A 16,052-nucleotide genomic window follows, 5' to 3' on the forward strand; every position below is an offset into this window, starting at 1 on the left:
CCTAGTCTACTAAATGAATGATGTGTTTCTCAAAGTATTGTTTGTAATTTTTGTAGATTGTTTTATTGAAGAGTTCGAAAATTTTTAAAGCTTCTTCGATTTTTAAAAGTGATTTTTGATTATGATAGAATTTCAGTTCCAAATATCCATCTAAATATAGCAAAATAGTTTGTTCAAAAAAATCTGTGGAATCCGCTAATGTATTCTTCGTAGCCTGTTTTAAAAATAAAGATTCCTCATATAAGTCGTTCTCAATCATTATAATCAAAGAATTGAGAAGTAGTTGAATGAGAGATTGTCTATTTCTAGGTATAGGACTATACAACTTCCCTTTTTTGAGCGCCTCTTTGGCATATCTAAATAATAAATCTGGAGATAGAACACGACAGCAATTTCCAAGGATGAGCGTTTCGTAATAACCCCAGTTTTCAACGGAAAATAAATAGTTTGTAAGATAAGAGGCGTCTTGACGACTCAATTGATGATTCTTATCCATTCCCGAAACAATACTTTCGATGAAAATAGCATTTAATTTATGGTAATGAGAATTTGTCTCATGAAAAAGTTCTATTTCTTTCTCTACCATATCTAGTAATGCTTGAGCATCTTCATTATATGCAGCCTGTTTAACAGAAGCTATTAAGGTATTAAAATCCGAAGGTTGATAATGATTACAGATAAGCAGAAATTCTTCTAGTGTTACTCCTATTCTTTCAAGAAGATACAATAACTTAAAGACAGAAATCTCTGTTTCTCCTAATTCAAATCTAGATATTTGAGATTTTGAAATTTCAGCACCTGCTAATGAAGAAATAGAAATCCCCTTTTCTTCTCTTATTTTCCTATAAGTTTCACCTAAAATCATACTTATCTCCATTCCATATCGAAAAGTTATTAAGGTATAGCAAACACTACTTCCATTAAGCTTACTCTTGTTTGAGAGTATCATTATTAGTAATTTATAGCAATCATTTTTGATAATTTCAATATATAGCTTCCTAAAGTTTTAGTCTTTGGATAAAAACTTACTTATATTCTATCATATCTAAAAACCAGTAGAAATGAAAATCATAAAAAATCATCTCTACTGGTTTTACTGTTAAGTCTTAATTAGATGAAACTTAGTCGGCTTATTTGAACAAGTTGACTTTAAATTAAAACAAATCATCAAACAAACTCAATTGATTATCCTCTGGCATATTGCCGAGAATTCCCATTTCATCCATCTTTTCAACCAAGGTTGATGAGAGTCCTCCACGCTTGCGGAGTTCAGTTTTAGAGAGGAATTCTCCCTCTTGACGGGCACGAACCAGTTGCTTGGCAACGTTCTCTCCCAGACCATCCATAGCGACAAACGGTGGCATGAGGGTGTCTCCATCGATGATGAATTCAGTCGCATCACTACGATAGAGGTCTAACTTGCCAAATTTGAAGCCACGTTCCCACATTTCATTGACGATTTCAAGCGTTGTGTAAAGGTCGATTTCTACGTTGGAAGCTTCATTGTTCTTTCGCTTTTCAGCAATTTCTTGCATCTTGCGTTTGATAGCATCCAAGCCTGCACCCATGGTCTTGATATCAAAAGCTTTGGCACGGATGGAGAAGTAAGCACAGTAATAATAAATCGGATGGTGAACCTTGAAGTAGGCTACACGCAAGGCCATCATAACGTAGGCTGCCGCGTGGGCTTTAGGGAACATGTACTTGATTTTTCCACAAGATTCGATATACCACTCAGGCACATTGTTGGCCTTCATGGCTTCGATATAACCGTTGCGCTCTTCTTCTGAGATTTTGAGCCACAATCCCTTACGTACACGCTCCATGATAGTAAAGGCCATCTTTGGATCTAGACCAGCGTGCATGAGGTAAACCATGATATCATCCCGACATCCGATAACGGTTGACAGGTCCGCAATTCCAGCCTTAATCAAGTCTTGGGCATTTCCCAACCAAACGTCGGTACCGTGAGACAGACCAGAAAGCTGTAGCAACTCGGCAAAGGTCGTCGGATGGGTTTCATCCACCATTCCGCGAACAAAGTTGGTCCCAAACTCTGGAATACCAAGCATACCGGTCGAGGTGCCGATTTGCTCAGGCGTCACTCCCAAAATATCCGTTCCCGAGAAGAGAGCCATGACACCTGGATCATCCATAGGGATATCATTTGGATCAATGCCCGACAAGTCCTGAAGTTTCCGAATCATGGTTGGATCATCATGACCAAGGACATCGAGCTTGAGGACGTTCTCATCGATATCGTGGAAGTTAAAGTGGGTGGTCTGCCATTCAGCGGTCACATCATCTGCAGGATACTGTACCGGAGTAAAGTCATAGACATCCATATAGTTAGGAATAACAACGATTCCCCCTGGGTGCTGACCAGTCGTCCGTTTGACACCCGCAGCTCCTTGGGCTAGGCGCTCCACCTCGGCTTCTCGGTAGAACTTACCATAGTCGCGTTCGTAACCTTTGACAAATCCATAGGCTGTTTTAGCAGCCACCGTACCTACCGTTCCTGCACGGAAGGCATATTCTTCCCCAAAGATATCACGTACATCCAAATGGGCGCTCGGTTGATCTTCCCCCGAGAAGTTCAAATCGATATCGGGAACCTTATCCCCGTCAAAACCAAGGAAGGTCTCGAAAGGAATATCCTGTCCATTCTTGCTGAGTTTGTGGCCACAGTTTGGACAGTCTTTATTTGGCATATCAAAACCTGAACCGTAGGAACCATCCGTGATAAACTCACTGTACTGACACTGACCACAGACATAGTGAGGAGAGAGAGGGTTAACCTCTGTAATCCCAATCATGGTCGCAACGAAACTGGATCCAACAGACCCACGGGAACCAACCAAGTAACCTCGTTCATTGGAACGGTGCACTAGCATCTGTGAAGCCAGATAAATCACGGCAAATCCATTCCCCAGAATAGAAGTCAATTCCTTTTCAATCCGTAGATCAACGATATCTGGCAGTGGATTTCCATAGATTTCAAAGGCTTTTTTATAGGTTAATTCAGCAACTGTTTCTTCGGCTTTGTCAATGAAAGGTGTGTATAAATCACCCTTTACAACCTCCACAGGTTCAAAGATTTCTGCCAAGGCATTGGTATTTTCAATAACAATCTTGCGAGCCAAGTCTTCCCCTAGAAAGGCAAACTCATCCAACATTTCATTGGTTGTTCTAAAATGCGCCTTTGGTAGCGGAGCTGGTTGGGCAGCTTCTCCGTGGCCGATCGTTCGGTTAATCATGGCACCCTGACCTAGACTGCGGACGATGATTTCTCGATAAATTTCATCCTCAGGTTCGAGATAGTGGACATTTCCTGTCGCAAGAACCGGCTTGCCGAGACGATCTCCAACCTCTATCAAACTCTTGATAATGGTTTGGAGCTCCTCCATGTCCTTGACCTGCTCTTTGGCAATCAGAGGTGCATAGATAGCCGGAGGCATAACCTCAATAAAGTCATAGTATTTAGCAACTTCGACTGCCGCATCTACACCTTGTGATACAACTGCATCAAAGACTTCCCCTTCTGTACAAGCGGAGCCCAAGATTAAACCTTCTCGATAGGCATCCAGTACCGTACGTGGAATCCTCGGTACTCCTTCAAAATACTGGGTATTTGACAGAGATACCAGCTTAAAGATATTTTTTAAGCCCACCTGATTTTTCACATAGATGGTCGCATGCTTGACGCGAGCTTTTTTATAAGAATCTGGACTGATTAAATCAAGGTTTAATCGTGCCAAATCTGTCACACCATGCTTTTCTGCCACTTCCTTGATAAAGATAAAGAGCAGACGGCCAGTTGCTTCCGCATCGTAATTGGCCATATGGTGGTGTTCTAGAGCTACACCAAAACGTTTAGTCAAAGGTCCTAGACCATGACGTTTATACTCAGGATAGAGATTTCTAGCAAACTCTAGCGTATCGATGACAGGTTGCGTGATTTTAGGCAGTCCATGACGCTCGTAGTTGGCATTCATAAAACCAACGTCAAAGGTTGCATTGTGGGCTACAAGAACGGTATCCTTACAAAATTCTTGGAATTCTTTCAGAACTTGAACCAAGGGTTTGGCATTTTTCACATGCTCATCCGTAATTCCTGTCAATTCAGTAGTAAAGGCTGATAAAGGATGCCCTGGATTGATAAATTCATCAAACTCAGCGATGATATTCCCCTTATGCATCTTGGAAGCCGCAACCTGAATCAAGTCATTATAGATAGCTGAAAGTCCAGTCGTTTCCACGTCAAAGACTACATAAGTAGCTTCAGAAAGGTCCATCTCCACTTCGTTATAGACGATAGGAACACGGTCTTCAACGATATTGGCTTCCATCCCATAGATCAGCTGGATGCCAGCTTTCTTAGCCGCCTTATAGCCATGAGGGAAGGATTGAACATTCCCATGGTCCGTGATTGCTACCGCCTTGTGGCCCCATTTGGCAGCTTTCGCAACGAGTTCTTCGACTTCAGGTAGAGCATCCATGGTCGACATATTGGTATGGGCATGGAACTCAACACGACGTTCCCCCTCTGGCATAAAGTCTTTCCGTTCATAGTGGAAGACTTCCTGGACATCTTGCACATTCATGGTCAAATCACGCGTGAAATTATTGACCTCAACATTCCCACGAACACGGAGCCAAGAATTTTTCTTAATCATGTCAAACTTCTGAGCTTCTTCTTCGTTTTTGACCCATTTTTGCATGGAGAAGCTAGAAGTGTAGTCTGTCATCTTGAAGTTAATCAAGACACGACCCGTTCTAGTCACCTTCTGCTCGACATCAAAGACAACTCCTTCAAAAACCAGACGATTTTCCTCAGTATTAACCTCAATCATAGGAGTAATCTCTGCCTTGTCTAGTTTTGGCTTGGCAGCTGCCTTCTTGGCTTGAAAATCAAAGACAGGCTTATCCTCTACTGGAGGTGGTGGCGCCATCTGTTCTAACTGTTCCATAGCCCGAAGTGTTTCTTCATTAGCAGCTTGGATAATCATTTGATTTTCCGTCTGAAAAGCCTCTTGCTCTTCCCTAGTGAGTTCTTCATTTTTTTCTAAAATGCAGGATAATTTAGGAAAGCCAAAAAGTTCCAACTGTTTGCTAAGATTTGGCAGATGATTTTTTCTAAAATGCTCAGTATCTGCGGCTTCAGAAGCTTCAATGATTAACTGGTCATTTTCAAAGCGAACCTGAAAATTCTGATATATAGAACGAAAACCTTGACTAGCGCAAGGACCATCCGAAAAAGCCTCTCGATAGTAGGCTTGTAAAAGTTCTATAGAAAATTCCTGATTTCGCGTTTTTATCTCAAAACTAGCCTGATTTCCTGTTTCTGAAAATTCTTCCTTCAAGCCTCTTTTTAACTCTAGAAAAAGTTCAAAAGGCAAGATATTTTCAAAAACAAAATGAAACTCCCAAACTTTGCTTCGTTTATGAACAATGACTTGTTCTATTTCAGCCTGAGAGAAGGCCTCATGATTTCTCATTTCAGCGGGGATTCCCAACTGATTCATTAAAATTTCAAAAGTGGTTGACATCCATTTTCCTCACAATATACTCCTTCTATTTTACCATATTTGAGGCACTTTTACCTATTTCTACCAAACAGAAAAAGAAGCCACAAAGTGACTTCTTTTAAAGTGACGGTGAATTATTCTTCACCTTTGTTTTTCTTAATGATTTCTTCTTGTACTGACTTAGGTACATCTTCGTAGTGGTCGAATACCATCATGAATGTACCACGTCCTTGTGATGCAGAACGAAGAACTGTTGCGTAACCGAACATTTCAGCAAGTGGAACGTAAGCACGAACGATTTGGCTGTTACCGTGTGCTTCCATACCATCTACACGTCCGCGACGAGCAGTTACGTGACCCATAACATCACCAAGGTTTTCTTCTGGAACAGTGATTGTTACAAGCATCATTGGTTCAAGGATAGCTGGTTGTGCAGTCTTAGCAGCTTCTTTAAGTGCAAGAGATGCAGCGATCTTGAAGGCAGTTTCAGATGAGTCGACATCGTGGTATGAACCATCGTAAAGCTTAGCTTTAACGTCAACCATTGGGTAACCTGCAAGAACACCGTTAGCCATAGATTCTACCAAACCTTTTTCAACCGCTGGGATAAATTCACGAGGAACCACACCACCGACGATTGCGTTTTCGAATTCGAATCCTTTACCTTCTTCGTTTGGAGTAAATTCAATCCATACATCACCGAATTGACCTTTACCACCAGACTGACGTTTGAAGAATCCACGTGCTTGAGTAGAAGCGCGGAATGTTTCACGGTAAGATACTTGAGGAGCACCTACGTTCGCTTCAACTTTGAACTCACGACGCATACGGTCAACAAGGACGTCAAGGTGAAGCTCACCCATACCAGAGATAACTGTTTCACCAGTTTCAACGTTAGTTTCAACGCGGAATGTTGGATCTTCTTCAGCCAATTTTTGAAGGGCGATACCCATCTTATCTTGGTCTGCTTTAGATTTAGGCTCAACCATCAATTGGATAACTGGTTCTGGAACGTTGATTGACTCAAGGATGATTTTAGCTTTTTCATCTGTCAATGAGTCACCAGTTGTAGTGTCTTTCAAACCAACGGCAGCAGCGATATCACCTGAGTAAACAGTGTCGATTTCTTGACGGCTGTTAGCGTGCATTTGAAGGATACGTCCGATACGTTCACGTTTACCTTTAGAAGTGTTCAAGACGTAAGAACCTGATTGAAGAACACCTGAGTAAACACGGAAGAATGTCAAACGACCTACGAATGGGTCAGTCATGATCTTGAAGGCAAGAGCTGCAAATGGCTCTTCGTCAGATGCTGGACGAGTTTCTTCTTCTTCTGTATCTGGGTTGATACCTTTGATCGCTGGGATATCAAGTGGGCTTGGAAGGTAGTCAATAACCGCATCAAGCATCAATTGAACACCTTTGTTCTTGAAGGCAGAACCACACAATACTGGGAAGAATTCAACATTGATAGTCGCTTTACGGATACCAGCTTTCAATTCTTCGTTAGTGATTTCTTCACCTTCGAGGTATTTCATCATCAATTCTTCGTCAGTTTCAGCAACTGCTTCGATCAATTTTTCACGGTACTCTTGAGCTTGGTCAAGGTATTCAGCTGGAATATCTTCTTCAAGGATATCTGTACCAAGGTCGTTAGTATAGATTTCAGCTTTCATCTTGATCAAGTCGATGATTCCACGGAAGTCATCTTCAGAACCGATTGGCAATTGAATTGGGTGTGCGTTAGCTTGAAGACGATCATGAAGAGTGCTTACTGAGTAAAGGAAGTCAGCACCGATTTTGTCCATTTTGTTGGCAAATACGATACGTGGAACTCCGTACTCAGTTGCTTGACGCCAAACTGTTTCAGTTTGAGGCTCAACACCTGATTGTGAGTCAAGAACTGTAACCGCACCGTCCAATACACGAAGAGAACGTTGTACTTCGATTGTGAAGTCCACGTGTCCTGGTGTGTCGATGATGTTTACGCGGTGGTTGTTCCATTGAGCTGTTGTCGCAGCAGATGTGATAGTGATACCACGTTCTTGCTCTTGCTCCATCCAGTCCATTTGTGACGCACCTTCGTGAGTTTCACCGATTTTGTGGATTTTACCAGTGTAGTAAAGGATACGCTCAGTTGTAGTTGTTTTACCAGCATCGACGTGAGCCATGATACCGATATTACGAGTTTTTTCAAGTGAAAATTCGCGTGCCATGAGGTTTGTTTCTCCTATATTTTTTATTTCTATTCTATTATAACACGATTTAATAAAAACGGATAGGCAGGACCCACCCGTTCTCAATGTTTTCATGTTATTGTTGGTTTCAACTTACGAAATGGTAAGTTGAGTTATAGCTAAGAGCTGACCGAGCTAAATTGAACCCGGGCTAAAGTTAGTTAGCCGATTTGAGCCGGAACGGGATGCTGTGTGAAAAAGATAAACTTCCTTGTATTCGTCGAATACTGCGTCAGTTTCCTATTTTCACTTTGCATCCTTGCCGTTCCTAGCATCATGATTTTACCAACGGAAGTGTGCGAAGGCACGGTTAGCTTCAGCCATACGGTGAGTGTCTTCACGTTTCTTAACTGCTGCACCAGTGTTGTTAGCAGCGTCCAAGATTTCTTTTGCAAGACGGTCTTGCATTGTGTGTTCACCACGAAGGCGAGCGATTGTTACCAACCAACGAAGTCCAAGTGTTGTACGACGTTCTGGACGAACTTCAACTGGGACTTGGTAGTTAGAACCACCAACACGACGTGCACGTACTTCAAGTACAGGCATGATGTTTTCCATAGCTGTTTCAAATACTTCAAGTGCATCGTTACCAGTAACTTCTTTGATTTGTTCAAAAGCACCGTAAACGATTGAAGCAGCTGTACCACGTTTACCGTCAAGCATAACGCGGTTGATAAGACGAGTAACTAATTGTGAATTGTAAAGCGGATCTGGCAATACGTCACGTTTTGGAGCTCTATTTTTACGACTCATTTCTCTTTATCCCCTTTCCTTATGCTTTTTTCGGACGTTTAGTACCGTATTTAGAACGGCCTTGTTTACGATCGTTAACACCTGCAGTATCAAGTGCACCACGGACGATATGGTAACGTACCCCTGGAAGGTCTTTTACACGTCCACCGCGAAGAAGCACCACGCTGTGCTCTTGCAAGTTGTGTCCGATACCTGGGATGTAGGCAGTAACTTCGATAAGGTTGCTCAAACGTACACGAGCAAATTTACGAAGGGCAGAGTTAGGTTTTTTAGGTGTCATTGTTCCAACACGAGTTGCAACACCACGTTTTTGTGGTGAAGAAACGTTTGTTTGAACTTTTTTATGACTGTTGTAACCAACGTTCAAAGCTGGTGATTTAGATTTTTCTACTTTTGATTTACGCGGTTTGCGAACCAATTGGTTAATTGTAGGCATCTACATTCTCCTGTGTTTTTTTTATTTTTGGTGATGATACACTTGGTGACAGCTATCATCTGTGTGTACTTTTGCAACATTTGTCAGCACGTCCCTGTACACTCTTGAGAGACCAAAAGTAAAAAGTACCGTCTATTATTGTACCACGTTTTTTCTATTTTTGTCAATATATTTCTTCTTATTTTTTGACTTCTTTACTCTAAAAATTCTATGAAAACGGTCACCTACCAGATAGGCTCTTCAACCGACCACATAGACAAACCTTCTTGTATTTGTCGACAAAATGGTGTTTAATAGATTTGTAATCAAGAGATCTCTATTACAACTTTATAAAGGAGAAATTATGAAAGTCAGACTTAACATTGATGCACAACATACTGAAGAACAAATCATAATCGAAGCGCCAACCTTGTCCACTCGAGTTCAAAAAGTTCAGGACTTTGTCCAATCTCTGGATCAAAAGGAGACCATCAAAGGAAAATTTCAAGACCAGGTCTACTTGATTCAGATTAGCAAGATCCAGCGAATTTACATTGAAAATCGTAAAGTTTTGGCTGAAACTGATAGTCGAACCTACGCTCTCGACATCCGTCTTTACCAAGCAAGTGAAATTCTACCTGCTTCCTTTATCCAAATTTCCCAATCGGAAATTGTCAACATTGATGCTATTAGTCATCTAAAACTAACCTCTAACGGCTTGATTGAAATCTATCTAAAAAATGACAGTTTCACCTACTCATCTCGCCGTTACCTCAAAGCTATTAAGGAGAAATTAGAACTATGAAAAAACAAGTATTTCACGATGCCACAACTGGTATCCTCATCGGCCTCATCCTATCTATTATCTTTTCGTTTATCCACTCACCAAGTAACTACGCACCTCTAAGCCCCAACTCTTTGATCGGTCAATTCATGACCCAACATCAGGTGCATGGATCACTCGTCTTACTTTACTGTCTGCTTATCTGGGCAGCGATTGGAGTCCTCTTTAGTTTTGGCGGTCGTCTCTTTGCTCAAGACTGGAGTCTCCTTCGAGCTACTGTCACTCACTTCTTCCTTATGTTGCTTGGTTTTGTCCCTCTAGCAATCCTAGCAGGCTGGTTCCCGCTTCACTGGACTTTCATCCTTCAGCTCATCCCAGAGTTTGCAATCGTCTACCTCATCATCTGGGTTATTCTCTACAAGAGAGAATCCAAAAAGGTTGCACACATCAATCAACTATTGGCTCAAAAACACTAATATACAAGAAACCCACTCACAGGACTGAGTGGGTTTTGACTTATAATTTTTGCTTCAGCTCTAACAAGAGATTCAGAGCTTGCATAGGTGTTATATTGTAAACATCTAGATTCGCCAATTCTGTCAGGATTGGATTTTCCTCTTTTTCATCAAAGAGAGACATCTGCTCATTGACAGTATTTTGTTTGGTAGGAATTGGACTTTCCTGACCTTGGCTTTCTAGTTGAGTTAAAATCGCATCTGCCCTTGCTAGTAAGTCTGCTGGCAAACCTGCAATCTTAGCTACGTGAATACCGTATGATTTATCAGCTGGTCCGGCTTCGATCTTGTGAAGGAAGGTAACCTGTCCATTTTGCTCAAGCGTAGCCACGTGAACGTTAACCAGATGTCCCAGACTAGTCTCCAAACTAGTCAATTCATGGTAATGAGTCGCAAAGAGAGTCTTGGCTCCGATATGTTCATGGATATACTCGATAATCGCTTGGGCCAAGGCCATGCCATCATAAGTTGCCGTTCCGCGTCCAAGCTCATCAAAGAGAATGAGAGAATTCTCAGTCGCATGTGCAATGGCATTATTGGCTTCCATCATCTCGACCATAAAGGTTGACTGACCTGACACCAAGTCATCTGCTGCACCGATACGGGTAAAAATCGCATCAAAGATAGGCAAGTGAGCACGTTCTGCCGGTACATAAGAACCCATCTGAGCCATGACCGCTGTCATTGCTAATTGGCGCATATAGGTTGACTTCCCGCTCATGTTAGGCCCTGTAATCAGTTGGATGCTAGTATCTTCATCCATTTGGATGCTGTTGGGAATATAGGTTTGGGCTCCCATGACCTTTTCAACAACAGCATGACGCCCTTTCTGGATATCGATTTGTGAGTCGTCACCGAACTCAGGTCGAATCAAATGCTGGGTTTCAGCTACAACCGCCAGACTTTGCAAAACATCAACCGTCGCAATTCCTTGGGCTAGAACCTGCAAACGCTGGATATACTTGCTAACCTCCTCACGGATCCGCATAAAAATTTCGTACTCTAGGTTGGCTGATTTTTCACGCGCCTCTAACATTTCTCCCTCGATACGAGCCAACTCCTCTGTCCCAAAACGTTCAGAGTTTTTTAGCGTAGCCTTACGGAAAAAGTGGGCTGGAACATTACCGAGCTGCGAGTTGGTCACATGGAAATAGTAGCCATCCTTTTTATTGTAATCAATCTTGAGCGTGCTGATGCCAGAACTTTCTCTTTCCTTGGCTTCAATTTCAGCAATCCAGCTAGTTCCTTCTCTAAGCACCCGACGATACTTGTCCAAGGTTTCATCAAAGCCCGTCCGAATAATGCCACCTTCTGTAATTACATGAGGAGCCTCTGGAGCAATAGCTGCGCTAATAAGACTTTCCAACTCAGGAATAGCATCTAGTTGTTCAATCAGATAGGCAAGCGCTGGTTGCTCCATTCCTTCTAAAATTGCGCGAATCCTTGGAACACTGGCCAAGGTAGTCGCTAATTGCAAAAGGTCCTTAGGATTGCTTTTCCCAAAAGAGACTCGACTGGCTAGACGCTCGATATCGTAGACTCCCTTGAGGCTTTCTGTCAAATCACTACGCTCAAAGAAATAATCCAGAAAGACCTGTACAACCTCCTGACGTTCAAGGATACGATCCTTGTCAATCAAGGGACGGTGGATCCAAGAACGTAGGAGTCGCATCCCCATAGCAGTCTTGGTTTCATCTAACAACCAGAAAAGACTCCCTTGTTTCTTGCCAGAACGAGCATTTTCTACTAGATCTAAACTAGCCTTGGTCGCAAAATCCATCTGCAAGAAATCTTTAATTTCATAACGAATAACAGGTTTTAAGTGATTCAACTCTCTCATCTGAGTCCGATGGACATACTGGAGAAGCTTACTGCTAGCAGCCTGTTCAACAGGTACCAAACGTGGATCCAGTAGATGGATGTCTTCAAATGATTCTTGCTCATAGGAAAGTACCAAATTCATTTGACGTCTGAGAATCTGTTCTTCCTCTTCAGTTAAGGCATAGCCGATGACAACTTCTCTTGCCTTAAGATTTCGGATTTCACCACAGACCAGGGTAAAATCTAATAAACCTGTCACATAAAAATCACCCGTCACCAGATCCATATAGGCCAAACCAAATTGCTGACCGTCACGGTCGATAGCCACCAAAAAGTTGTTTTGGCTATCGGGTTTACTACTATCGACGACTGTACCAGGTGTAATCACCTGGACAACCTCACGCTTAACAACTCCTACCGCCTGCTTAGGATCTTCCATCTGTTCAGCGATGGCAACCTTGTAGCCACGCTCAACTAGGACATCGATATACTGTTGGGCAGAGTGATAGGGAACTCCAGCCATAGGAATAGGATTGTCAGCATTTTTATTGCGACTGGTTAGTGAAATTTCTAGTATCTGAGCAGCATTGACTGCATCTTCATAAAATAACTCATAAAAATCACCCATACGAAAGAGCAAAAAAGCATCTGGATATTGTTTTTTTATATCCACATACTGTTGCATGCCAGGTGATAATTTTTCTGTCATCATCCATTCTCTCCTTGTTAAAAATAGTCTTGAGAGAGACTCCCAAGACCTTATCTATCCTTCATCAAATCTAACAAACGATCTTCCATGAGTTTAGCAACATGCTGATCTCGGCAAATCACCAAGAGGGTATTAGCACCCGCAACTGTCCCTAAAATCCATTCATCCTTGTTGGCATCGACAACATTGGCTAAAACCGCGGCTTCACCCAGTTTAGTGTGAAGAACTAAGGTAAACTCAGCTCTTGCCACGCCTTCTAAATGATGGGATAAAAATTCAACCAGATCAATCTTCTCTGTCTCATTTGCTAGTACGTAGTAGACCATATCATTTTTCTTAACCTTGGTCAAGCCAAGTTCACGAAGGTCACGCGACAAGGTCGTTTGTGTCACAAAAACATTGCGTGCTTCCAAACGATCTTGAATCTCCTTTTGAGTTCCTAACTTCTCCTCAGTGATCATCTGCTTGATCAACTGATGACGTTCTCTTTTTCTCATAACATCCTCTCTAGTGAATATTTATAACATTTTACAACTATTTAATAAGAACATTATACCAAAAAAACTGAATATTTCAAAAAAAATTCTTATCATTCCTCAAAATTGTGATAAAATAGAAGAAAAGTCCAAAGGAGTTTATAATGAATACAAAACAATTGATCGCTAGCGAATTGGCTAGCGTCATTGACAGTCTGGATCAAGAGGCTATTTTAAATTTACTGGAAACCCCTAAAAACTCAGAAATGGGAGACATTGCTTTCCCTGCTTTTTCACTTGCAAAAGTCGAACGTAAAGCACCTCAAATGATTGCGGCTGAACTGGCTGAAAAAATTAACAGCCAAGCCTTTGAAAAGGTTGTTGCAACAGGACCTTACGTCAACTTTTTCCTTGATAAATCTGCCATTTCTGCTCAAGTATTGCAAGCTGTTATCACTGAAAAAGAACACTATGCTGACCAAACTATTGGCAAACAAGAAAATGTTGTTATCGACATGTCTAGTCCCAATATCGCTAAACCATTTTCTATTGGCCACCTACGCTCAACTGTTATCGGAGATAGCTTGTCACATATTTTCCAAAAAATCGGTTATCAAACAGTCAAGGTCAACCATTTGGGAGATTGGGGTAAACAGTTTGGAATGCTGATTGTTGCCTACAAAAAATGGGGCGACGAAGAGGCTGTAAAAGCTCATCCAATTGATGAACTTCTTAAACTCTACGTTCGTATCAATGCTGAAGCTGAAAATGACCCAAGTTTGGATGAAGAAGCACGCGAATGGTTCCGTAAACTGGAAAATGGAGACGAGGAAGCTCTCGCACTTTGGCAATGGTTCCGTGATGAAAGTTTGGTGGAATTTAACCGCCTTTACAATGAATTGAAGGTTGAATTCGACAGCTACAACGGGGAAGCCTTTTACAATGACAAGATGGATGCAGTTGTAGACATCCTTTCTGAAAAAGGACTTCTTGTTGAGTCAGAAGGAGCCCAAGTTGTGAATCTTGAAAAATATGGAATTGAACACCCAGCTCTTATCAAGAAATCTGATGGTGCAACTCTTTACATCACACGTGACTTGGCTGCAGCTCTTTACCGTAAAAACGAATACCAATTCGCCAAATCTATCTACGTCGTTGGTCAAGAGCAATCTGCCCACTTTAAACAGCTCAAAGCTGTCTTGCAAGAAATGGGCTACGACTGGAGTGACGACATTACTCACGTTCCTTTTGGTTTGGTTACAAAAGAAGGGAAGAAGCTCTCTACTCGTAAAGGGAATGTCATCTTGCTAGAGCCTACAGTTGCAGAGGCTGTCAGTCGTGCCAAAGCCCAAATCGAAGCCAAAAATCCTGAACTTGAAAATAAAGACCAGGTTGCTCATGCTGTTGGAGTTGGAGCCATTAAATTCTATGACCTTAAAACTGACCGTACAAATGGATACGACTTCGACCTTGAAGCCATGGTATCCTTTGAAGGCGAGACTGGTCCTTATGTTCAATACGCCTATGCTCGTATCCAATCTATCTTGCGCAAAGCCGATTTCAAACCAGAAACAGCCGCCAACTATAGCTTGAACGACGCTGAAAGTTGGGAAATTATTAAACTCATCCAAGATTTCCCACGTATTATCAACCGTGCGGCGGATAACTTTGAACCTTCTATCATTGCTAAATTTGCAATTAGCTTAGCGCAAGCCTTTAACAAATATTACGCTCACACTCGTATCTTGGATGAAAGTCCAGAACGCGACAGTCGTTTAGCCCTTAGCTATGCAACTGCAGTTGTCCTCAAAGAAGCACTTCGTCTGCTCGGTGTTGAGGCGCCGGAGAAGATGTAAATCGTTACAAGAGACTGGAACTAAAGTTCCTAGTCTCTTGACGGCAATCGCTATATGGCGAATTGCCTAAACGCTTCACTAATTCACCTAACCAAATAATATCGATTTGGTTAGGCTCATGTCGTAGACTTTTAATCACTTTATTGTAAAGCAATCTAAGTAACTAACGCCAAATCCTATAAGGGATTCGGCTAGGCGCTTCACTAATTCATCTAAAAAAATAACATCGATTTGTTTAGATTACGGATCTTGGTTTGGTACTAGAGTCAGGGGCAGAACAACCACTTTTTTAGCTATGCTATCGTCTGCCTGATTTTATAGTGTCATTACTTGAAAAGCGAAAAATCTTTTTCGCTTTTCTCTTGTTATTAACTTCTTTATCACAGAGGGAGAGACTTTATGAGCCAATATGCTTATATTTTAGTTGTCATCAGTCTTGTCATTCTTTTTCTCATTAACAAATACGAAAAGGAAAAACTACAAGGCCTTCTACAAGAACAGCTTTTAAAGGATGAAACTTTTCGAGCTACTATCAAGGAAAAAATTAAAACAACAGAAAACATCAACGATGTCATCGACTACATCAATAAGGGATATCGTTTGGGAATTATGATTTCAAAGGAAATTGTGGAAGACATCAGAAAATGAGGCTAGGACAAAAGTCCTAGCCTCTCAATTGTCTTTGGATAGTCGAGCAAGACGCAGTGGTTGAGTGAGCTTTACTACGCTGATTTCATCAGCTTTTACAGCCCTACTCAACTGTGCGGAGGTGGGACGACGAAATCGAATTCTAACGAATTACCGATTTCTGTCCCACTCTCATTTTTTCCTGAGAACTAAGATTCCCACCAGTATAACAATCCCTAGTGATGCCATGGTTCCGTATGCTGACAAACTTTCATCAAGAAATTTCTTGGAGAACTGCAACAGAGCGAACTCTAAGAGTAGCAAAGCACTG

General features: G+C 41.7%; 11 protein-coding genes. 4 read left to right on the forward strand and 7 right to left on the reverse strand.

Annotation, left to right across the window (positions count from 1 at the left end):
* Position 1 precedes the first annotated feature (1 nt).
* The 5 genes from QM406_RS06685 to rpsL form a co-directional block, all read right to left on the reverse strand.
* A complete protein-coding gene (locus tag QM406_RS06685; RefSeq protein WP_414273766.1) occupies positions 2-865 on the reverse strand; it encodes a helix-turn-helix domain-containing protein in 864 nt (287 codons plus the stop codon).
* A 289-nt stretch (positions 866-1,154) separates the two neighbouring features.
* Positions 1,155-5,549 carry a PolC-type DNA polymerase III gene (locus QM406_RS06690; protein WP_414273767.1) on the reverse strand — a complete coding sequence of 1,465 codons (4,395 nt, stop codon included), beginning with the start codon at positions 5,547-5,549 and terminating at the stop codon, positions 1,155-1,157.
* 113 nt (positions 5,550-5,662) lie between these two features.
* Positions 5,663-7,744 carry an elongation factor G gene (gene fusA / locus QM406_RS06695; RefSeq protein ID WP_414273768.1) on the reverse strand — a complete coding sequence of 694 codons (2,082 nt, stop codon included), beginning with the start codon at positions 7,742-7,744 and terminating at the stop codon, positions 5,663-5,665.
* A gap of 303 nt (positions 7,745-8,047) precedes the next feature.
* The gene (rpsG, locus tag QM406_RS06700) at positions 8,048-8,518 is read right to left on the reverse strand and encodes a 30S ribosomal protein S7 (protein ID WP_000087876.1); all 471 of its coding nucleotides are present in this window, start codon (positions 8,516-8,518) and stop codon (positions 8,048-8,050) included.
* A 19-nt stretch (positions 8,519-8,537) separates the two neighbouring features.
* A complete protein-coding gene (gene rpsL / locus QM406_RS06705; RefSeq protein WP_001142333.1) occupies positions 8,538-8,954 on the reverse strand; it encodes a 30S ribosomal protein S12 in 417 nt (138 codons plus the stop codon).
* 343 nt (positions 8,955-9,297) lie between these two features.
* Between rpsL and QM406_RS06710 the strand changes: the two genes are divergently transcribed.
* Together QM406_RS06710 and QM406_RS06715 are read left to right on the forward strand one after the other, a co-directional pair.
* Positions 9,298-9,738 carry a LytTR family DNA-binding domain-containing protein gene (locus QM406_RS06710; RefSeq protein ID WP_248034809.1) on the forward strand — a complete coding sequence of 147 codons (441 nt, stop codon included), beginning with the start codon at positions 9,298-9,300 and terminating at the stop codon, positions 9,736-9,738.
* A complete protein-coding gene (locus QM406_RS06715; RefSeq protein WP_248034808.1) occupies positions 9,735-10,193 on the forward strand; it encodes a DUF3021 domain-containing protein in 459 nt (152 codons plus the stop codon). Before QM406_RS06710 ends, QM406_RS06715 begins: the two co-directional genes overlap by 4 nt.
* Before the next feature lie 40 nt (positions 10,194-10,233).
* On the opposite strand, the gene mutS is transcribed toward QM406_RS06715, so the two are convergent.
* Together mutS and argR are read right to left on the reverse strand one after the other, a co-directional pair.
* The gene (mutS, locus tag QM406_RS06720; protein ID WP_414273769.1) at positions 10,234-12,765 is read right to left on the reverse strand and encodes a DNA mismatch repair protein MutS; all 2,532 of its coding nucleotides are present in this window, start codon (positions 12,763-12,765) and stop codon (positions 10,234-10,236) included.
* A gap of 47 nt (positions 12,766-12,812) precedes the next feature.
* Positions 12,813-13,259: an arginine repressor gene (gene argR, locus QM406_RS06725; protein WP_075229751.1), complete on the reverse strand. Its 447-nt coding sequence runs from the start codon at positions 13,257-13,259 to the stop codon at positions 12,813-12,815.
* A 143-nt stretch (positions 13,260-13,402) separates the two neighbouring features.
* Here argR and argS point away from each other — a divergent pair, with 143 nt between their 5' ends.
* Together argS and QM406_RS06735 are read left to right on the forward strand one after the other, a co-directional pair.
* On the forward strand, positions 13,403-15,094 hold the full coding sequence (gene argS / locus QM406_RS06730) for an arginine--tRNA ligase (RefSeq protein WP_414273770.1): 1,692 nt from the start codon (positions 13,403-13,405) through the stop codon (positions 15,092-15,094).
* Between the two features lie 399 nt (positions 15,095-15,493).
* Complete coding sequence (locus tag QM406_RS06735) at positions 15,494-15,742, forward strand: MarR family transcriptional regulator (RefSeq protein ID WP_414273771.1); 249 nt, start codon at positions 15,494-15,496, stop codon at positions 15,740-15,742.
* Positions 15,743-16,052: the final 310 nt, after the last annotated feature.

Origin of the sequence: Streptococcus infantis (assembly GCF_047465035.1) — a bacterium.
Lineage (GTDB): Bacteria > Bacillota > Bacilli > Lactobacillales > Streptococcaceae > Streptococcus > Streptococcus infantis_T.

Bases quoted from the DNA above. Each gene is read 5' to 3' on its own strand.
- QM406_RS06685 (WP_414273766.1), bottom strand. From the start codon at position 865: ATGATTTTAGGTGAAACTTATAGGAAAATAAGAGAAGAAAAGGGGATT.
- QM406_RS06690 (WP_414273767.1), bottom strand. From the start codon at position 5,549: ATGTCAACCACTTTTGAAATTTTAATGAATCAGTTGGGAATCCCCGCT.
- fusA (WP_414273768.1), bottom strand. From the start codon at position 7,744: ATGGCACGCGAATTTTCACTTGAAAAAACTCGTAATATCGGTATCATG.
- rpsG (WP_000087876.1), bottom strand. From the start codon at position 8,518: ATGAGTCGTAAAAATAGAGCTCCAAAACGTGACGTATTGCCAGATCCG.
- rpsL (WP_001142333.1), bottom strand. From the start codon at position 8,954: ATGCCTACAATTAACCAATTGGTTCGCAAACCGCGTAAATCAAAAGTA.
- QM406_RS06710 (WP_248034809.1), top strand. From the start codon at position 9,298: ATGAAAGTCAGACTTAACATTGATGCACAACATACTGAAGAACAAATC.
- QM406_RS06715 (WP_248034808.1), top strand. From the start codon at position 9,735: ATGAAAAAACAAGTATTTCACGATGCCACAACTGGTATCCTCATCGGC.
- mutS (WP_414273769.1), bottom strand. From the start codon at position 12,765: ATGATGACAGAAAAATTATCACCTGGCATGCAACAGTATGTGGATATA.
- argR (WP_075229751.1), bottom strand. From the start codon at position 13,259: ATGAGAAAAAGAGAACGTCATCAGTTGATCAAGCAGATGATCACTGAG.
- argS (WP_414273770.1), top strand. From the start codon at position 13,403: ATGAATACAAAACAATTGATCGCTAGCGAATTGGCTAGCGTCATTGAC.
- QM406_RS06735 (WP_414273771.1), top strand. From the start codon at position 15,494: ATGAGCCAATATGCTTATATTTTAGTTGTCATCAGTCTTGTCATTCTT.